At 61.8% G+C, this 15,538-nt stretch carries 16 protein-coding genes; 12 read left to right on the top strand and 4 right to left on the bottom strand.

The features are described 5' to 3' along the window. Positions 1 to 151 precede the first annotated feature (151 nt). From G9X68_RS02390 to G9X68_RS02355, 8 genes are all read left to right on the top strand, one after another. Positions 152 to 2,509: a putative monovalent cation/H+ antiporter subunit A gene (locus G9X68_RS02390; protein WP_171601127.1), complete on the top strand. Its 2,358-nt coding sequence runs from the start codon at positions 152 to 154 to the stop codon at positions 2,507 to 2,509. A gap of 4 nt (positions 2,510 to 2,513) precedes the next feature. Further along, complete coding sequence (locus G9X68_RS02385; RefSeq protein ID WP_017959625.1) at positions 2,514 to 2,933, top strand: Na(+)/H(+) antiporter subunit B; 420 nt, start codon at positions 2,514 to 2,516, stop codon at positions 2,931 to 2,933. Next, positions 2,933 to 3,310, top strand: coding sequence for a Na+/H+ antiporter subunit C (locus G9X68_RS02380; RefSeq protein ID WP_032994420.1), 378 nt, complete (start codon positions 2,933 to 2,935; stop codon positions 3,308 to 3,310). The genes G9X68_RS02385 and G9X68_RS02380 overlap by 1 nt, the downstream gene beginning before the upstream one ends. A gap of 67 nt (positions 3,311 to 3,377) precedes the next feature. After that, positions 3,378 to 4,943 carry a Na+/H+ antiporter subunit D gene (locus G9X68_RS02375; RefSeq protein WP_171601126.1) on the top strand — a complete coding sequence of 522 codons (1,566 nt, stop codon included), beginning with the start codon at positions 3,378 to 3,380 and terminating at the stop codon, positions 4,941 to 4,943. Further along, the gene (locus tag G9X68_RS02370; RefSeq protein WP_171601125.1) at positions 4,940 to 5,413 is read left to right on the top strand and encodes a Na+/H+ antiporter subunit E; all 474 of its coding nucleotides are present in this window, start codon (positions 4,940 to 4,942) and stop codon (positions 5,411 to 5,413) included. The genes G9X68_RS02375 and G9X68_RS02370 overlap by 4 nt, the downstream gene beginning before the upstream one ends. Next, the gene (locus G9X68_RS02365; RefSeq protein WP_171601124.1) at positions 5,410 to 5,763 is read left to right on the top strand and encodes a cation:proton antiporter; all 354 of its coding nucleotides are present in this window, start codon (positions 5,410 to 5,412) and stop codon (positions 5,761 to 5,763) included. Before G9X68_RS02370 ends, G9X68_RS02365 begins: the two co-directional genes overlap by 4 nt. Continuing rightward, complete coding sequence (mnhG, locus tag G9X68_RS02360) at positions 5,760 to 6,092, top strand: monovalent cation/H(+) antiporter subunit G (RefSeq protein WP_171601123.1); 333 nt, start codon at positions 5,760 to 5,762, stop codon at positions 6,090 to 6,092. The genes G9X68_RS02365 and mnhG overlap by 4 nt, the downstream gene beginning before the upstream one ends. 439 nt (positions 6,093 to 6,531) lie before the next feature. Next, positions 6,532 to 6,963: a Ros/MucR family transcriptional regulator gene (locus G9X68_RS02355; protein WP_003557810.1), complete on the top strand. Its 432-nt coding sequence runs from the start codon at positions 6,532 to 6,534 to the stop codon at positions 6,961 to 6,963. A 239-nt stretch (positions 6,964 to 7,202) separates the two neighbouring features. Here the strand turns inward: G9X68_RS02355 and G9X68_RS02350 are convergent, their stop codons facing one another. Beyond that, positions 7,203 to 7,625 (bottom strand): SufE family protein, encoded by a 423-nt coding sequence (locus G9X68_RS02350; RefSeq protein WP_003557812.1) that lies wholly within the window; start codon positions 7,623 to 7,625, stop codon positions 7,203 to 7,205. A gap of 436 nt (positions 7,626 to 8,061) precedes the next feature. Continuing rightward, on the bottom strand, positions 8,062 to 8,556 hold the full coding sequence (locus G9X68_RS02345) for a DUF5330 domain-containing protein (protein ID WP_171601122.1): 495 nt from the start codon (positions 8,554 to 8,556) through the stop codon (positions 8,062 to 8,064). A gap of 413 nt (positions 8,557 to 8,969) precedes the next feature. Between G9X68_RS02345 and G9X68_RS02340 the strand changes: the two genes are divergently transcribed. The 4 genes from G9X68_RS02340 (at position 8,970) to G9X68_RS02325 (ending at position 13,489) form a co-directional block, all read left to right on the top strand. After that, complete coding sequence (locus G9X68_RS02340; RefSeq protein ID WP_206679615.1) at positions 8,970 to 10,550, top strand: sensor histidine kinase; 1,581 nt, start codon at positions 8,970 to 8,972, stop codon at positions 10,548 to 10,550. Beyond that, on the top strand, positions 10,522 to 11,442 hold the full coding sequence (locus G9X68_RS02335) for a peptidoglycan-binding domain-containing protein (protein WP_171601120.1): 921 nt from the start codon (positions 10,522 to 10,524) through the stop codon (positions 11,440 to 11,442). Before G9X68_RS02340 ends, G9X68_RS02335 begins: the two co-directional genes overlap by 29 nt. 122 nt (positions 11,443 to 11,564) lie before the next feature. Beyond that, positions 11,565 to 13,013 carry a methyl-accepting chemotaxis protein gene (locus G9X68_RS02330; RefSeq protein ID WP_171601119.1) on the top strand — a complete coding sequence of 483 codons (1,449 nt, stop codon included), beginning with the start codon at positions 11,565 to 11,567 and terminating at the stop codon, positions 13,011 to 13,013. Between the two features lie 131 nt (positions 13,014 to 13,144). Beyond that, the gene (locus G9X68_RS02325; RefSeq protein WP_171601118.1) at positions 13,145 to 13,489 is read left to right on the top strand and encodes a DUF1491 family protein; all 345 of its coding nucleotides are present in this window, start codon (positions 13,145 to 13,147) and stop codon (positions 13,487 to 13,489) included. Between the two features lie 68 nt (positions 13,490 to 13,557). Here G9X68_RS02325 and G9X68_RS02320 read toward each other — a convergent pair whose 3' ends face one another. Both G9X68_RS02320 and G9X68_RS02315 read right to left on the bottom strand, forming a co-directional pair. Further along, positions 13,558 to 14,607 (bottom strand): DUF2336 domain-containing protein, encoded by a 1,050-nt coding sequence (locus G9X68_RS02320; protein ID WP_171601117.1) that lies wholly within the window; start codon positions 14,605 to 14,607, stop codon positions 13,558 to 13,560. Positions 14,608 to 14,854: 247 nt separating this feature from the next. Beyond that, positions 14,855 to 15,061: a hypothetical protein gene (locus G9X68_RS02315; RefSeq protein ID WP_020049194.1), complete on the bottom strand. Its 207-nt coding sequence runs from the start codon at positions 15,059 to 15,061 to the stop codon at positions 14,855 to 14,857. Positions 15,062 to 15,538: the final 477 nt, after the last annotated feature.

The following is a 15,538-nucleotide window of genomic DNA, read 5'->3' as shown; positions in this document are numbered from 1 at the left end:
CGAAATCACTTGAGACGCTCCCCCGTTTCGCCTAAGCCAGAAGACAGGCCGGTTTTCTTCGGCTTTTCGTCTGTTGCCTTTACAGCGCCGCGCGCCTTGTCGGACGTGCAAAAGCCTGTAACATTTTGAATCATGCGGTAGAGGAGGGGATATGGCCGATGTCACGGCTCTGACATTTCTGGCCCTATGTCTGCCGCTTGCCGGCGCTCTTGCTGCCCCCTTCGTCATCCGCATCTTCGGCGCAAACGGTGCCTGGCTCCTGGCGATCGCTCCCTTGCTCGCCTTCCTGCATTTCCTGCGTTTCATTCCCAAGATCGCGCGCGGCGAGGTCGTCACCGGCGGCTATTCCTGGGTGCCGAGCTTCCATCTCTCCTTTTCCTGGTTCCTCGACGGCCTGTCGCTGGCTTTCGCGCTGCTGATCACCGGCATCGGCACCCTGATCGTGCTTTATGCCGGCGGCTACCTCAAAGGACACAAGGATCAGGGCCGCTTCTTCTCCTTCATCTTCCTCTTCATGGGCGCGATGCTCGGCGTCGTCGTTTCCGACAGTTTCCTGATGCTCTTCGTCTTCTGGGAACTGACATCGATCACGTCCTTCCTGCTGATCGGCTTCGATCACGAGCGTGAGGCGGCTCGCCGGGCTGCCCTGCAGGCGCTTGTTGTCACCGGCGGGGGAGGGCTCTGCCTGTTGGCCGGCCTGCTGTTGCTCTGGAACATTTCAGGCGTCACCGACATGTCGCTGCTTATGGGAGCCGGCGATGCGGTGCGCGAAAGCCCGTTCTATCTCGCAGCTCTCATCCTGGTCCTCGGCGGCGCCTTCACCAAGTCGGCGCAGTTTCCCTTTCATTTCTGGTTGCCGAACGCCATGGAGGCGCCGACGCCGGTTTCGGCTTATCTGCATTCGGCCACCATGGTGAAGGCGGGCGTCTATCTGCTGATGCGGCTCAACCCCGTCATGGGGGCAACCCCTGCCTGGGAAATCCTTCTGCCCTTCTTCGGCGGGCTGACGTTGGTGGTCGGCACCGCGCTCGCCATCCGCCAGACAGACCTGAAGCTCAAGCTTGCCTATACCACCGTCTCCTCGCTCGGCCTGCTCGTTATGCTGATCGGCTTCGGCTCGGACCATGCGATCGAGGCGGCGGCGCTCTATCTGGTGGCGCATTCCCTCTTCAAGGGCGCGCTCTTCATGGTCGCCGGCATCATCGATCATGAGACCGGCACGCGCGATATCACCAGGCTCAGCGGCCTGATGCGGGCGATGCCGCTCACCTGGATCATCGCGCTTGCGGCCGCCTTCTCCATGGCCGGCCTGCCGCCCTTCTTCGGCTTCCTCGCCAAGGAGGAGATCTATACGGCACTCGTCGGCGGTGATGTCCGCGCACTCACCTTTACCGCCATAACCGTCTTCGGCAATGCGCTGATGTTCGCCGTCGCCTTCGCCGTGGCGTTGAAACCCTTCCTCGGCCGGCCGGTGGAGACGCCGAAACCGCCGCACGAAGCCCCCGTCCTGCTTTGGCTCGGCCCCGCCGTTCTTGCTATCCTCGGCCTGCTCGCGGCGATCTTTTCGACCCTCACCCATTCCATCCTGTCCTCGCCGATCGCATCCGCCATCCGCCAGACACCCGTCGAAATCGACATTTCGTTGACGCCGCATATCGGCCTGCCCTTGGCGCTCTCCGCCCTGACCGTGCTGCTCGGTATCGGCGTCTACTGGCAACTCGCGCGCGCCCGTTTCCTGATGGCCGTCTTCCTGCGCGCGGCCGGACCTGGGCCGGACCATGGCTTTGATGTCGCCATATCGGGCCTTGTCCGCTTTTCCGGCCAAGTCATGCGTGTGCTCCAGCCGGGGCGGCTGGAGATCTATGTCACCTGCACCTTCCTCTGCGTTGCCGCCATCCTCATGATCCCGCTCGTCGTCTATGGCGAACTGCCGCGTCTGCCGGCCTGGCCGACCGATGTCAGGCTGCATGAATGGGCGGTCTTCCTGATCGCCGCCTTCGGCCTTGCCGCCGTGCTCGCCGCCCGCGATCGGCTGACGGCAATCGTTTCGCTCGGCATCCAGGGTTTCGCTGTCGCCATCATCTTCCTGCTGTTCGGCGCGCCGGATCTGTCCTTCACCCAGTTCATGGTCGAAACCCTTTCGGTGGTGATTCTCGCCCTGGTCATGACCAGGCTTCGTCTCTCGCCCGACGATCAGCGGCCGCTCGGCCGCAAGCTCTTCGACGGCGCGCTGGCGCTTGCCTGCGGCCTCGGCTTCACGCTTCTGCTGATGCGGGCAACCGAGGCACCGTTCAACGACGCGCTGACGGCTTTCTTCAACACCTATTCCAAATCGATCGCCCACGGCGCCAATGTCGTCAACGTCATCATCGTCGATTTCCGCGGCACCGACACGCTCGGCGAAATCGCCGTCGTCGCAGTCACCGGCCTTGCCATCCTGGCGCTGATCCGCATCCGCGCTGGCAGCGAGCGCAAGCTTGCCGCCAATGATCCCGCGGCGGAGGGTTGAGCGCGTGAACACCCTCATCTTCCGCACCGCCGCCCCGTTTCTCACCGCGCTGATGCTGCTTTTTTCCGTCTTCGTGCTGCTGCGCGGTCATAACGAGCCGGGCGGCGGCTTCATCGGCGGGTTGATCGCTGCCTCGGGGCTGGCGATTTACGGCATTGCCCGCGGCGTTGGCGCCGTTCGCCGGGCGCTGTTTTTCCATCCGCTGTCGATTGCCGGCTTCGGCTTGCTTCTGTCGACGGTGGCCGGTCTTCTCTCCATCCTGTTTGCCGTTCCCTTCATGACCGGCCTCTGGATCTATCCGACGCTATTCGGCGCCGAGGTGCCGCTGTCCAGCGTCATGCTCTTCGATGTCGGCGTCTATCTTGTCGTGCTCGGTGCCATCACCTCGATCGCTCTGGCGCTGGAAGAAAAGGAGGTGGAATGATGGAGCCGCTTCTGGCGATCCTCGTCGGCCTGTTCTTCGCCGCCGCCATCTACCTGATGCTGTCGAAATTCTCGATCCGCATCATGCTCGGCATCGCCATCCTCGGCAACGCCGTCAACCTCCTGCTCTTTACCGGCGGCCGGCTGACGCGCGAGGTGCCGCCGATCATCCCGGCCGGTCTCGACAGCCTGCCCGCAGGCACGGCCAACCCGCTGCCGCAGGCGCTCATCCTGACCGCGATCGTCATCTCCTTCTCCTTCCTTGCCTTCCTGCTGGTGCTGACCTACCGCGCCTATCAGGACCTTGGCACCGACAACACCAGCGACATGCGCGCCGCCGAGCCCGACGACCGGCCGCTGCCGCCATTGGGGTATTGAGGCGGATGGTTGTGCGGATGCTCACCCCAAGGCAACCCCTCTCTCGTGGTAGCGGAGGCATCACCTGATGGCCGCCCCCACCACCGTCGATCTCTCCGCCGCCCTGATCACCGCCCCGGTGCCCATCGGTCATTGGCTGGCCATCCTGCCGGTCGCCCATTGCATTACGCTGGGTGCCGTCCTGCTGATGCTGCGCGGCTATCCCAGTCTGCAGGCCTGGCTTGTCATCCCTGGCCTTGCGGCCTTGGCGCTGATCGATGCGGCGTTGCTGGCCAAGGTCGCGGCCGACGGGCCGCTGACCATGGTCATGGGTCGCTGGCTGCCGCCTTTCGGCATCGCCTTCACCGTCGATCTCTTCGGTGCGCTGATGGCCTTCACCGCAGCCCTTGCCGCGCTCGCCGGCGGCATCTATGCGCTGGCCGATATCGGCGAAAGCGGCCGGCGATACGGCTTCTTCCCGCTGCTCATGCTGCTGATGGCCGGCGTCACCGGCGCCTTTCTGACCGGCGATATCTTCAATCTCTACGTCTGGTTCGAGGTGCTGCTGATCTCCTCCTTCGGGCTGATCATCCTTGGTTCCGAACGTGAGCAGATCGACGGCGCGCTGAAATATGCGGTGCTCAATCTGATCGCCACGACCCTGTTCCTGGTCGGCGTCGGCATTCTCTATGCCGCCTTCGGCACGCTCAATATGGCCGATATCGCTGCAAAAGCTGGGGATTTGCGCGGCACGGCGCCGCTGATGACGCTGGCAAGCCTCTTCCTGCTTGCCTTCGGCATGAAGGCGGCAGCCTTCCCGGTCAATTTCTGGCTGCCCGCCGCTTACCATACGCCGCGCATCGTGGTCTCGGCGCTGTTTGCCGGCCTGCTGACCAAGGTGGGCATCTACGCGCTGATCCGGGTGATGGTCATGCTGCTGCCGGTGGAACGCCAGGAATTGAGCTTGGTAATCGCGCTCGCCGCCGCCGCGACGATTGTCGTCGGCGCTCTCGGCGCGCTTGCCGAAAACGATATCCGCCGGCTGTTCGGCTATGTCGTCATATCGGGCATCGGCAACATGCTCGCCGGCGTCGCCCTCGGCGGCCTTGGCGGCATCAGCGGCGCGGTCTTCTATGCGCTCCATTCCATGGTGCTGATGACGGCGCTTTATCTTGCCGCCGGCGAGATCGCCCGGCGCGGCGGCGGCTTTTCGCTATCGGCCCTCGGCGGGCTCTACAGGCAAAGCGGCGGCTTCACCGCACTCTCCCTCGTGCTCTTCCTTGCCGCCTGCGGCCTGCCGCCCTTTTCCGGCTTCTGGCCGAAAGTCATTCTCGTCAAGGCCTCGCTCGATCTCGGCGCCTGGTGGCTGGCGGCCTCGATCCTCCTCGGCGGTTTTCTGACGACGATTGCCTTCGGCCGTCTCTTCCTGCTCGCCTATTGGCGCCCGGCGCCGATGGCCCTGACGTCGACAGCCCTGAGGCCGCCCGGTGCCCGGTGGCGCACGGGCCTGCCACTCGCGGCACTGACAGCGCTGGTCGTCGGTTTTGGCATCCTGCCGGAACAGTTGCTGGCGCTGTCGCAATCGGCCGCGGCCGGCCTTGCCGATCCCCAGGCCTATCTTCATTCGGTCTTCCCGGACGGAGGCGCGCCATGATCTTCTTTCTCTTCAACCTGCTGCTTGCCATTGCCTGGGTCACTGTGACCGGCAGCGCCTCGTTGCACAATCTCGTCCTCGGCTTGCTGCTCGGGGCCTTGGCGCTGCTCATCATCCGCGAATCCTTCGGCGGCAAGGCACATATCCCTCGCGTTCTCCCGGTGCTCTCGCTCGCCGCTCTGTTCCTCAAGGAATTGTCGCTGTCGGCCTGGAAGGTCACGGTCACCGTCCTCTCTCTCGATATGAAGCTGAAGCCCGGCATCTTCGCCTTCCCGCTGACGGTGACGAGCGATTTCGAGATCACTTTGCTCGCAAACCTCATCACGCTGACACCCGGTACGCTTTCGGTCGACGTCTCGCCCGATCGTCGCACGCTCTATGTGCATGCGCTCGATTGTTCCGATCCCGAGACGACCAAGCGTGATATCGCCAACGGTTTCGAACGCAAGATCATGGAGGCCTTCCGGTGATCACACCTGCCGCCATCGTCGCGGTCGCATCCTCGACGGCACTCGTCATCCTCGGCCTGGCGTTGATTCTGAGCGTCTGGCGCGTCGTTGCCGGCCCGACATTGCCGGACCGCATCCTTGCCCTCGACATGCTGACCGGCATCGCCATCGGCTTCATCGCCGTCATCGCGGTCAAGACCGGTTTTTCGCTCTATATCGATATCGCCATCTCGCTCGGCCTCGTCGGTTTCCTGGCGACCGTCGCCTTCGCCCGATTCGTGCTGTCACGCGGCAACATCAAATCGAAGCCGCCCGCCACTGCGGCAAATGGCAACACGCAAAAGCGCCGGGCAGGGGGGAAGAAGCGATGATCGATTATATCATGGCTGCCATGACCGCCCTGCTTTTGATCGTCGGCGCGCTCTTTGCGCTTGCGGCGGCGATCGGCCTGGTCCGGCTGCCTGATCTCTATACGCGCATGCATTCCGCCTCGAAGGCGGGGACTGTCGGCTCCGGGCTGTTGCTCCTTGCCGCCGGCCTCTATTCAGAGGAGCCGGCGATTCTCGCCCGCGCCATTGCTGGTTTCGTCTTCTTCCTGCTGACGGCGCCGGTGTCTGCCCATCTGCTTGCCAGAGCTGCCCATCGTTCGGGATATGATCTCGGTGCACTCTCGGTCCGTGACGATATCAGGGATCGTTGAGCCTATGCTGTTCGGCGACTTTACCAGATTTATGCAAAACTTATGCACAGGAAGCTGTGAGTAAAGCTTGCCGGAAAGCCCCTCAATTCTTCATCTGTCATTTTTTCTCAAGAAAAACGACAAATAATAATTGGCCTTTCGACCAAACGATGGTATTTGAAAATGCAAGTAGAGTTCTGATTGTGAATTGCAATCGTACTGCTTCCAGGTCCCTCAGTTTTGATTTTTAATGTCTAAACTGAGGCCATCGCCTGGGGCATGACGTAGTGGTTTCCAGTCAGGCAGTATAAGAACAGGTCACGCTCTTCGGAATCTAGGGGTGGATTTCGCGTTTTTCGAAACAGAAGGTCGCTTCCTGTGCTTTTGCTGTTCGCTTCTACGAGGCGGGTCTTTGGCGTGTCAGTCAAAGACCGTTGAGCATGCTAACAGGAGAAAGAATATGACGGATATAGCGACCGGCAATGCGCCGGAGCTGCTTGTGGAACTGACAGCCGACATTGTCGCGGCCTATGTCAGCAACCATGTTGTACCGGTCAGCGACCTGGCCAACCTGATTTCCGACGTGCATTCGGCACTGAGCAACACGTCCGTACCGCAGCCTGCTGCGGCGATCGTCGAAAAGCAGAAGCCTGCAGTTTCTGTCCGCAAGTCCGTACAGGACGAGCAGATCACGTGTTTGGAATGCGGCGGCAACTTCAAGTCCCTCAAGCGTCACCTGATGACGCATCACAGCCTCTCGCCTGAAGAATACCGCGAGAAGTGGGACCTGCCGACCGATTACCCGATGGTGGCGCCCGCTTATGCCGAAGCGCGTTCGCGCCTGGCAAAGGAGATGGGCCTGGGTCAGCGCCGCAAGCGCGGCCGCGGCTGAGCTTTTTCAAAAGCATCGACGACAAAAGCCGGGTTTTGTGCCCGGCTTTTTTGTGCCTTCGCAAGACGAAGAATACCTTTCGGGTATTTCGAGCGTCGCAACTGATTCGGCCGGACGCCACGGCAGCGTAAGACATCCCGTCCTATGCTTTGCCGACAGGCTTAGAATGTATTCCTGTACTATGAGTAAGTGTTAATATACTGGATTGCGGCTCTCAAAGCCGGCCAGCACGAGCACGGTCAAGCCGCAGCGCGGACTCTTGCCTCTTCGCGGATCCTGTTCACCATCGACCGCAATCCGTTCGAACGCTGCGATGACAGGTTCTCCACCAGGCCGATCTTCGAAAATATCTCGAAGGCATCGAGCCCGGCGATCTCCGATGCGGTCTTGCCGGAATAGGTGGCAAGCACGATGGCGACGAGGCCGCGCACGATATGGGCGTCGGAATCACCCTCGAAGCTCATGACGGGATTGTCGGGATCGCCTGCCGTATGGGTCACCAGCCACACCTGGCTGGCGCAGCCCATCACCTTATTCTCCGAGGTGCGCTTCTCCTCGGCCAAGTCCGGCAACGCCTTGCCGAGTTCGATGACATAACGGTAGCGATCTTCCCAATCATCCAGGAAAGCGAAGTCGTCGATGATCTGGTCGAGGGATGCCATGCGTAAGCCTTTCACTATTGAAGCAGTTCCAGCAAAAGTGCGCAGCGGTTTTGCGTCCGGAATGCGTCAGGAAATGCTCTAAGACTGCATATAGGTGAAAGACCGGCAGATTTGAACCGCTAAAGCAATTCCAGGAAAAGTGTGAAGCGGTTTTCCGTCCGGAACAAAAGACCGAAGCACTTCCAGGCAACGCGCGAAGCGGTTTTGCCGGAATTGCGTAAACTGAGATAGAAAAAACGCCGTGAGGGGTGGGCATCCTCACGGCGCAGCAACATGCTGAATTAAACAGGGCAGGCACGTCAGGCATGGGGCATCTCCGCGTCATGCGGACCACCGATGCAAGGTCAAAGCAATTCCAGGAAAAGTGCGAAGCGGTTTTCCGTCCGGAATTGCGTAAGAACAAATGCGGTGCGAGCGAGCACCCGCAGGAATTTCGTCAGGTCGCCGGCTTCGGTGTCGGCAGCGGAATAGCGCCGGTCACCACCGTCTCAGGGGAGGCATCGTCTTCGACCGGCGGACGGTAAGGCATCGGCTGGTTGAGTGCTGCCTTGGCCTCGCGCACCTTTTCCTGGATGGCAGGCGTGGTGAGGGAAGGCATGTTGAGCGCCACCGGCATCTGCGGTTCGGCAAGCTTTGCGGTCGCCGGCGCCTCATCCTTGAACTGGCTGTCGAGAAGTTCGTAGGCAACGCGGGCGCCTTCACGCGCCCGGTAGCCGAGTGCGGTCAGGGTCTCCGTGCCCTTGACGCAAACCTCGGGCTTCTCCGAGCACATGCCGGTCAAATAGTCATAGGCGCCGCTTGCCGCCGTGAACGCGTCGGACAGCTGCAATTGCGGGCCGTTGGCGAGCTTGTCGGAACTCTCCGTGCTGAAGACGGAAAGAAGCACGAGCACGAGGCCAAACCAGAAGGATCCTTTGATCAGAAACCACATTGTCGTCGCCCATCCTGTTTTCCCCGTCCGGTTCTTGTTGCCGAATCAGGCCGGTTGTCCGGTGTGTTCTCACCCTACCGCCAAGTTGCGAATGCCGCTTTTCGAAACTCACGCGCATTTGCGGCAAATTTAGTTCAAATTTTAGCGAACGGCATTTGAACCGCATTTTAGTCGAATGCGAGCAATCGCCGTTAAGCATCAGGGCAGCACCTGCTTGCAATTGCAGGACTTTTGCCGGCTCGCCTTGCCACAGGAGTTAACGCAATGCTGAAATATGAGGAAAATCCGTCGCTTACCCCCTATTAACCACAAAAGGCAAAGAGCCTTCCAGATGCTTCAAAACGAGAATTTCGGCCGTTTCAGGCTGTGAACAGCGCTTTTGCCTTATCCTTTCTTTAAGTCGCCAAGGCCTATTGTCCGGATCGATAGACAGCCTTTCGGGCGGGTATTGCGTGCGTGTATTGAGTAACATTGGCGGCTGGATGACGGCCCTCGTAGACCGGGCAGCGACAAGCTGGCTCTCCCGGACGGGCGGCGGTGAAGCCGTGCGCCAACGCGAGCTCGCAATCCTGCGCCGCCTCGTGCTGCTCTCGTCGGCCGCTCTCGTTGCCGCTCCGATTGGCCTTTCGGCGGTCACCAGTCCTGCCGTGGCGCTGCCGGCGGGTGTCGCCATGGTCTGCGCCGCCTTTCTCTTTTCCGCCGTCGGCAGCATCGCGCTCGCTCGTCAAGGTTCGTCCGCCGGTATCGCCACGCAGTCGGCCGAGGATTTCTTCCTTGCCGCCACCCCGGGCCTCGTCTTCTTCCTCGACCCGCACGGCAGTGTGGCGACCGTCGGCGGTCGCGACCGGCGCGATTTCCTCGCCTGGATGCGCGATCCCAAGGGCAGGGGCTTCCTGGAGCAGGTGCATGTCTCCGACCGCATCCTTTTCCTGCAGGCGCTCGATGGCCTGCGCCGGGGCGAGGATGCTCAGAGCGTCGATCTGCGCCTCGACCGGCCCTCGGTCTCGCGTGATCAACGCCAGTTCGCCTATCTGAGAATGGACATGACGGCCCGGCGCGATGCCGACGGCGAACTTGCCGCCATCATTGCCCAGCTGCGCGATGTCTCCGTCGAGCAGCAGCTGCGTGACGAAGCCCAGAACCGCGCGGCCGATGCCGAATCCGCAAATGACGCCAAATCGCGCTTCCTCGCCGCCGTCAGCCATGAACTGCGCACGCCGCTGAACGCCATTCTCGGTTTTTCCGATATCCTGATCGGCGAATATTTCGGCAAGTTCGAAAATGACCGCCAGCGCGAATATGTCGGCTTGGTCCGCGAATCCGGGGCGCATCTGCTATCCGTCGTCAACACCATGCTCGACATGAGCAAGATCGAAGCCGGCCGCTACGAGCTGATCCTCGAAGCCTTCGACATATCAAGCTCCGTCAAATCCTGCGAATCGATGCTGGCGTTGCAGGCCAAGACCAAGGGCCTTACCCTGACGAGCCGTATCCAGCGCGGTCTCGGCGAGATCGTCGCCGATCAGCGCGCCATCCAGCAGATCCTCATCAACCTCGTCGGCAATGCCATAAAGTTCACCGAGGCCGGCGGCGTCGTCTCGGTCGATGCGGCAGCGCGCGACGGCATCCTCAAGCTGACGGTCAGCGACACCGGCATCGGCATTCCGGCCGACAAGCTGGCATTGCTCGGCCAGCCCTTCGTCCAGATCCAGAACGACTATACCCGCCGCTTCGAAGGCTCCGGCCTCGGTCTCTCCCTGGTCAAAGGGCTGGTGGCGCTGCATGGCGGCTATTTCGCCATCGCCAGCCAGCCGGGCGAAGGCACGATCATCACCATCGAGATCGCGGTGGACGGCTCGGGTGCTCAGCACGCCGCAGACGCCGGTCATGGCGCGACTGTCGAGTTTCCGCCGCGGCTGAAGGGCGCGGTCAACACAGGCGCAGAATTGGAAGAGGGGCGTTTCGATGGCCGCGCGCAAGCGAAAATCGCCTAAGGGAAAAAGGGGACGGCAGCAGCCGGGCCTTCTGATGTCAGGCGCTGCCGCCCTCGGCGGGCTCGGCCTGCAGGGTGCCTCCGTGCTCGGCGGCGTCATCGGCCGCAATCCGTCGGTCGCCGGCGGCACGATCACCTTCGCCGTCATCTTCTCCTTCGTCGCCGCCAATGCGCTCTGGTATCAGCCGGGCCTGCATCCGCATCCGATCTTCCGCACCCGCGATCCGCAGTCTCCAACCGTGCTCGGCGCCCGCCGCCCGGCCGAGGAGCAACAGGGCGACGTTACCACCTTCCGCATCGAGCGGCCGCAGGATACCGCCACCACCAACGCGACACCGGCGCCTGCCGCACCCGGCCAGCAGCCGAGCCAGCTCGTCATGGACATCCAGCAGCAGCTGGTGCGCCGCGGCCTCTATAACGGCATACCCGACGGCATCATCGGCCCTCGCACCAGTGCGGCCATTCTCTTCTTCGAGGAGACCGTCGGCATGACCCAGACCGGCGATCCGACGCCGGAGGTCCTAGTGGCGCTGAAGACCGATGCCGCCGGCCCCTCGGCCGTGCCCGCCGAAAAGCCGCCCGAGGATGTCAGCTCGAAGGCGGCGGCGGAAGATCCGGTGGCAGCAGCGATCCGCAGCGCCGAAAAGACCGTCAAAACGGCTCCATCGGCGCCAAAGCAGGTTCCATCAAGCCAAATCACCAATGTCGATCTGGTGCTGAAGATCCAGAAGGGTCTTTCCAATATGGCCTATGCCAATGTCGGAGTCGACGGCGTCGCCGGCGAGCAGACCCGCGCGGCTATCCGCCATTTTCAGAAGCACTACAACCTGCCCGAAGACGGCGAGCCGAACCAGGCGGTGCTGAAGAAACTCAAGGAAATCGGCGCGATCTAGCCGGATATGTTGCCGTAGAACCGGCTGTGACCTACAACCTAAGTCTAAGGCGCGGCTGCCGTTTGCAACTTATTAACCATGTTGCCTGAAGCTTTTCTGATTGGGGCGGGAGAGCGTCGGTCATGCATGCGCTGAAGGCGATAGACGATTTGGCTGGAGAACCGGCGGTCGAAGCGGGAGGGCCGGATCGCGAGGCGCTGCGCCACATCCTGTTGCGCCTTGCCGAAGAAGCCTCCACCCTTGGCATTGATCTCGTCGATATCGCCGGCGCCATCCAGGACATGGCGGGAATGTCGGCCCGGCATGCCTCCGCCTTCGATCATGTCACCCGCACCGCGCTTTCGATTGCCGAGACCAACCGCTCGGTCGCCGTGTCGCTGCGCGAGACCGACCGCACGGCGGCCGAAGCCCGTCACATGCTGAAAGAATCAGCTGACCGCCTGACGGGCTCCGTCGCCGAGATCGGTCACATGGTCCAGTCCTCCAACGAGATCAGCGCGGAGATAGCCGGCTTCTCCAAGTCGCTTGCCGATGTCGACAATATCGCCGAGGAGATCAGCACCATCGCCCGCCAGACCAACCTGCTGGCGCTGAACGCCGCGATCGAGGCGGCGCGCGCCGGCGATGCGGGCAAGGGTTTTGCGGTCGTCGCCGCCGAGGTCCGGGCGCTTTCGTTGCAGACCTCGAAGGCGACCGGCTCCATCCAGCAAACGCTGGACGAACTGCGTGTGAAGATCGACCGGCTGTCGGCCGTCGGCAGCGTTGCGCGCGACAGTGCCGCCGGCGTGCGTGACAAGTCGGAGGCGATGCGCGGGGCCTTCGAAAGCATGGAACATGTCATCACCCGCATCCTCGACAGTTCGACTGTCATGGCCAACACCACCGAGGCGGTCGACCAGCAATGCGCCGGCTTCGTCGAGAAACTCGGCGAGATGTCGGCCGAAGTCGCCGGCTCGAATGTCAGGCTGCAGCAGGCGGCAAAACGCGTCGACAGCGTCGTCGGCCTCTCGGAAACCCTGATCCAGCTGACGGCGAGCGCCGGCGTCAAGACCGCCGACAGCCGTTGGATCGAGGAGGCGCAGTCGGTGGCAAGACAGATTTCCGGCGCCTTCGAACGCGCCGTCGCGGAAGGCCAAATCGGGCTCGATGCTCTGTTCGACCGCCGGTATCGGCCGATACCAGGCTCCGATCCGGCACAGATGATGGCAGCCTTCACCGAACTCACCGACCGCCTGTTGCCGCCGATCCAGGAACCCGTCACAACCTTGGACGAGCGCATCGCCTTCTGCGCGGCGATCGACGAGAACGGCTATCTGCCGACCCACAACCGGAAATTCTCGCAGGCCCAGCGGCCTGGCGACACCGTCTGGAACACCGCCAATTGCCGCAATCGCCGCATCTTCGCCGATCGCGTCGGCCTTGCCGCCGGCCGCAGCACCGCGCCTTTCCTCGTCCAGACCTATCGGCGCGACATGGGCGGCGGCAACTTCGTGATGATGAAGGATATCTCCGCTCCGATCACCGTCCGCGGACGGCATTGGGGCGGATTGCGGCTGGCAGTCAAGGTCTGACTCGGCGGTCAAGATTTGACCGCGGATTGCCGCCGCCCGCGCCGGTCTAAAGCATGTCGCAATCTCGTCTCGCGCTTAAGTCTTTATTTTTCCGCATGTCGTTATCGCGCGACATGCTTTATACCGCCCCAATGAGATTACGCGCCGACATCTTCGTTTCCGCCCTCCTGCGCCGCGTCTTTGCCAGCGGCGATTTCGCCGCCGTCGAGAAGAAGGGTGCGGAGGAAGCAGGTGCGGTCTTCATCCGCCAGCATTTCCGCAACGGCCTGGAAACGCTTTACGCGCCGGCGCCGCAGTCCGCATTCGACGAGGGCCAGGCCGGCGACCGCCTATTCGAGATCCGCCTGTCGCGCAGCGATCCGGAAGCGGTGCGGGCGATGCTGGAGCGCGAACGCAAATTCGACCCCGATCTCTGGATCGTCGAGCTGGAGGCGGAGGAGCTGGGGGATATGATCCCGCTTGCCAGGGACGGCTGACAGCCGGGGCGCGTCAGCTCCTCACCATTTCGAACAGCTCACCATGCGGTGAGGTTAGTCGTTCCAGCTCAGCGAGAACGCCGCCCCATGACACGCATGTCGCGCTGCGGCGCCGCCTGGCGGATGAAGCGATAGTCGGGCGTTGCAGCCGGTGCGGGCGTATCGGTCGCTTCCGGCTTATAGGTGTAGCGATCGGCACGCCGCCAGGCTTCGACGCGTTCGTGGCATTCTTCCGGGTCGAGCGCATCGAGCGCCATCCAGCCGCGGGTGACGTTGTGCTGCTGTTCGGCAAGGTGCGGATAGAGCCTTTCGAGCACGAAGACGGCATCGAGAAAGCCCATGCCGAGGCTGGTCAGCGTGGTGGCGAGTTGCTGGCCGGAAAGATCGAGCATGATGCGCTCGGCAAGCCAGCGGCTGGCGGAAAGCGCATCGGCAAGTGCGGTTGCGAAATGCGTCGCCTCGCGCGAGCGGGCGAAGCGCACCAGCAGTGCCTCCTGAATGTCGGTGAGCGTGCGCAGTCCGAGCCTGTCCTCGTCGGCACGGCCGAGATGGCCGGCAAGCCCGAGGATGCGCTCGCGCAACGCCTCTTCATTGGCAACCCGCTGTTCCTCCAACGCATCCGCCTCGTTGGTCTCGGCCGGCGCCGGCGAAAGCGGCACCGCCGGCGATTCCATGACCGGCGCCGATGCGGCCGCCGACCGCGGCTGGCTTTGGCGCAGCGCCACCAAAGCATCGATGACCTTCGGCGAGAGTGAATCGCGGCTGACGATCGCCTTGACATGCGCCGCACCCTGCATCCGCGCGATGGTGATCAGCGTATCGTCGGCGATTGCCTTTGATGCGGCAAGAAAAGGAGCTGCGATCTCGATCGGCTGGTTGCCGATGAACAGTGCCACGGCGGCCGGCATGTTCTCGCATTGGGATAGCGCTGCGACCGCCTGGCGTTTGGCCTCGTCGGAGGAGGCTTGGAACAGCGGCATGAAAAGTTCGGCGAATTGGCGCAGTTCGGACCGTGTCGGATGAGACAGGTTCTCGAAACTGCTGACAGTCGCCATTAATACCACGTCCTTTTTCCTGACGGCCAAGGGGCCTTCTAGGTCTCGAAACCGGTCACGCACAAAAACACCCCGAAAACGCAGAACAAGGGGACCAAGGCCGATATGCGCTGGCGGAACGCATGTCAGGCCATACGGTTATGAACAAATCCTACACCGGTACGGTTAATGCATGCTGAAGATTTTATTAAAATGCAACAGAAATATACACGCTGAGCGTGTCGCGGTATGGTTAGCCGGCAATATAAAAATGCGTGGTTTGGAAGGCGTGCCGCGAAATTTACCATCGCCGCGGGGATCGTGGAAAAACTCAGGCGATCCTGTGATCGCGCAGCGCGTGCAGCAGCTTTTCGCGGCTGTCGTAACCGGCCTGATAAAGGTCGAGCGCTGCGGATGCCGCGAACTGCGCGTCGACGCTTTTGATGTCGATACGCCGTTCCGAGCACCAGGCATCTAGCGCACTGCGCAGCACGTCGAGATCTTCAGGCGAGAAAGATGAATTCACCAGCAAAGACACCGCTTGACCTCCGCATTCCGGCAAGGACTGGAATCCCCGATCGATCGGAGCCCGGAAACGTGTGACCGACGTGAGAGACCATACGCGCATCTGAACGCCTCGCAATTAAATATTTTCATGATGTATTTTTGCAACATCGCCTTTTTCCCGGAAGGCGGATTGCGGCGCCGATGCCAACTATATGAATTGTTTCTAATTTTATCTCTCGATCTCCAGCCGGCCATTTGCGCAGGCGGCGTGAAACCAAATCAACTCTTCGAGCGTTAAAGGGAGGTAAGGTGAACTGTGTCTGGCATATCCCGAACATTAGTAAACTGTTAACTGTCATCTGTCTCAATTCGGATAGGAACGACGCGATTTGAGTATTTGGATCGTTGAAACTCCGCATCACGGTATTTCAACCAGGTGCCGTGGGAAAGGCGCGAATGCCCTCGGTCCGGTCATCCCGGCACTGCAGGACGCGCCGGCCCGCACATT

It is taken from the genome of Rhizobium changzhiense (assembly GCF_013087625.1).
Taxonomy (GTDB): Bacteria; Pseudomonadota; Alphaproteobacteria; order Rhizobiales; family Rhizobiaceae; genus Rhizobium; species Rhizobium sophorae.
The sequence above is the reverse complement of the archived record's forward strand: the minus strand, read 5'-3'. Positions and strand labels throughout refer to the sequence as shown.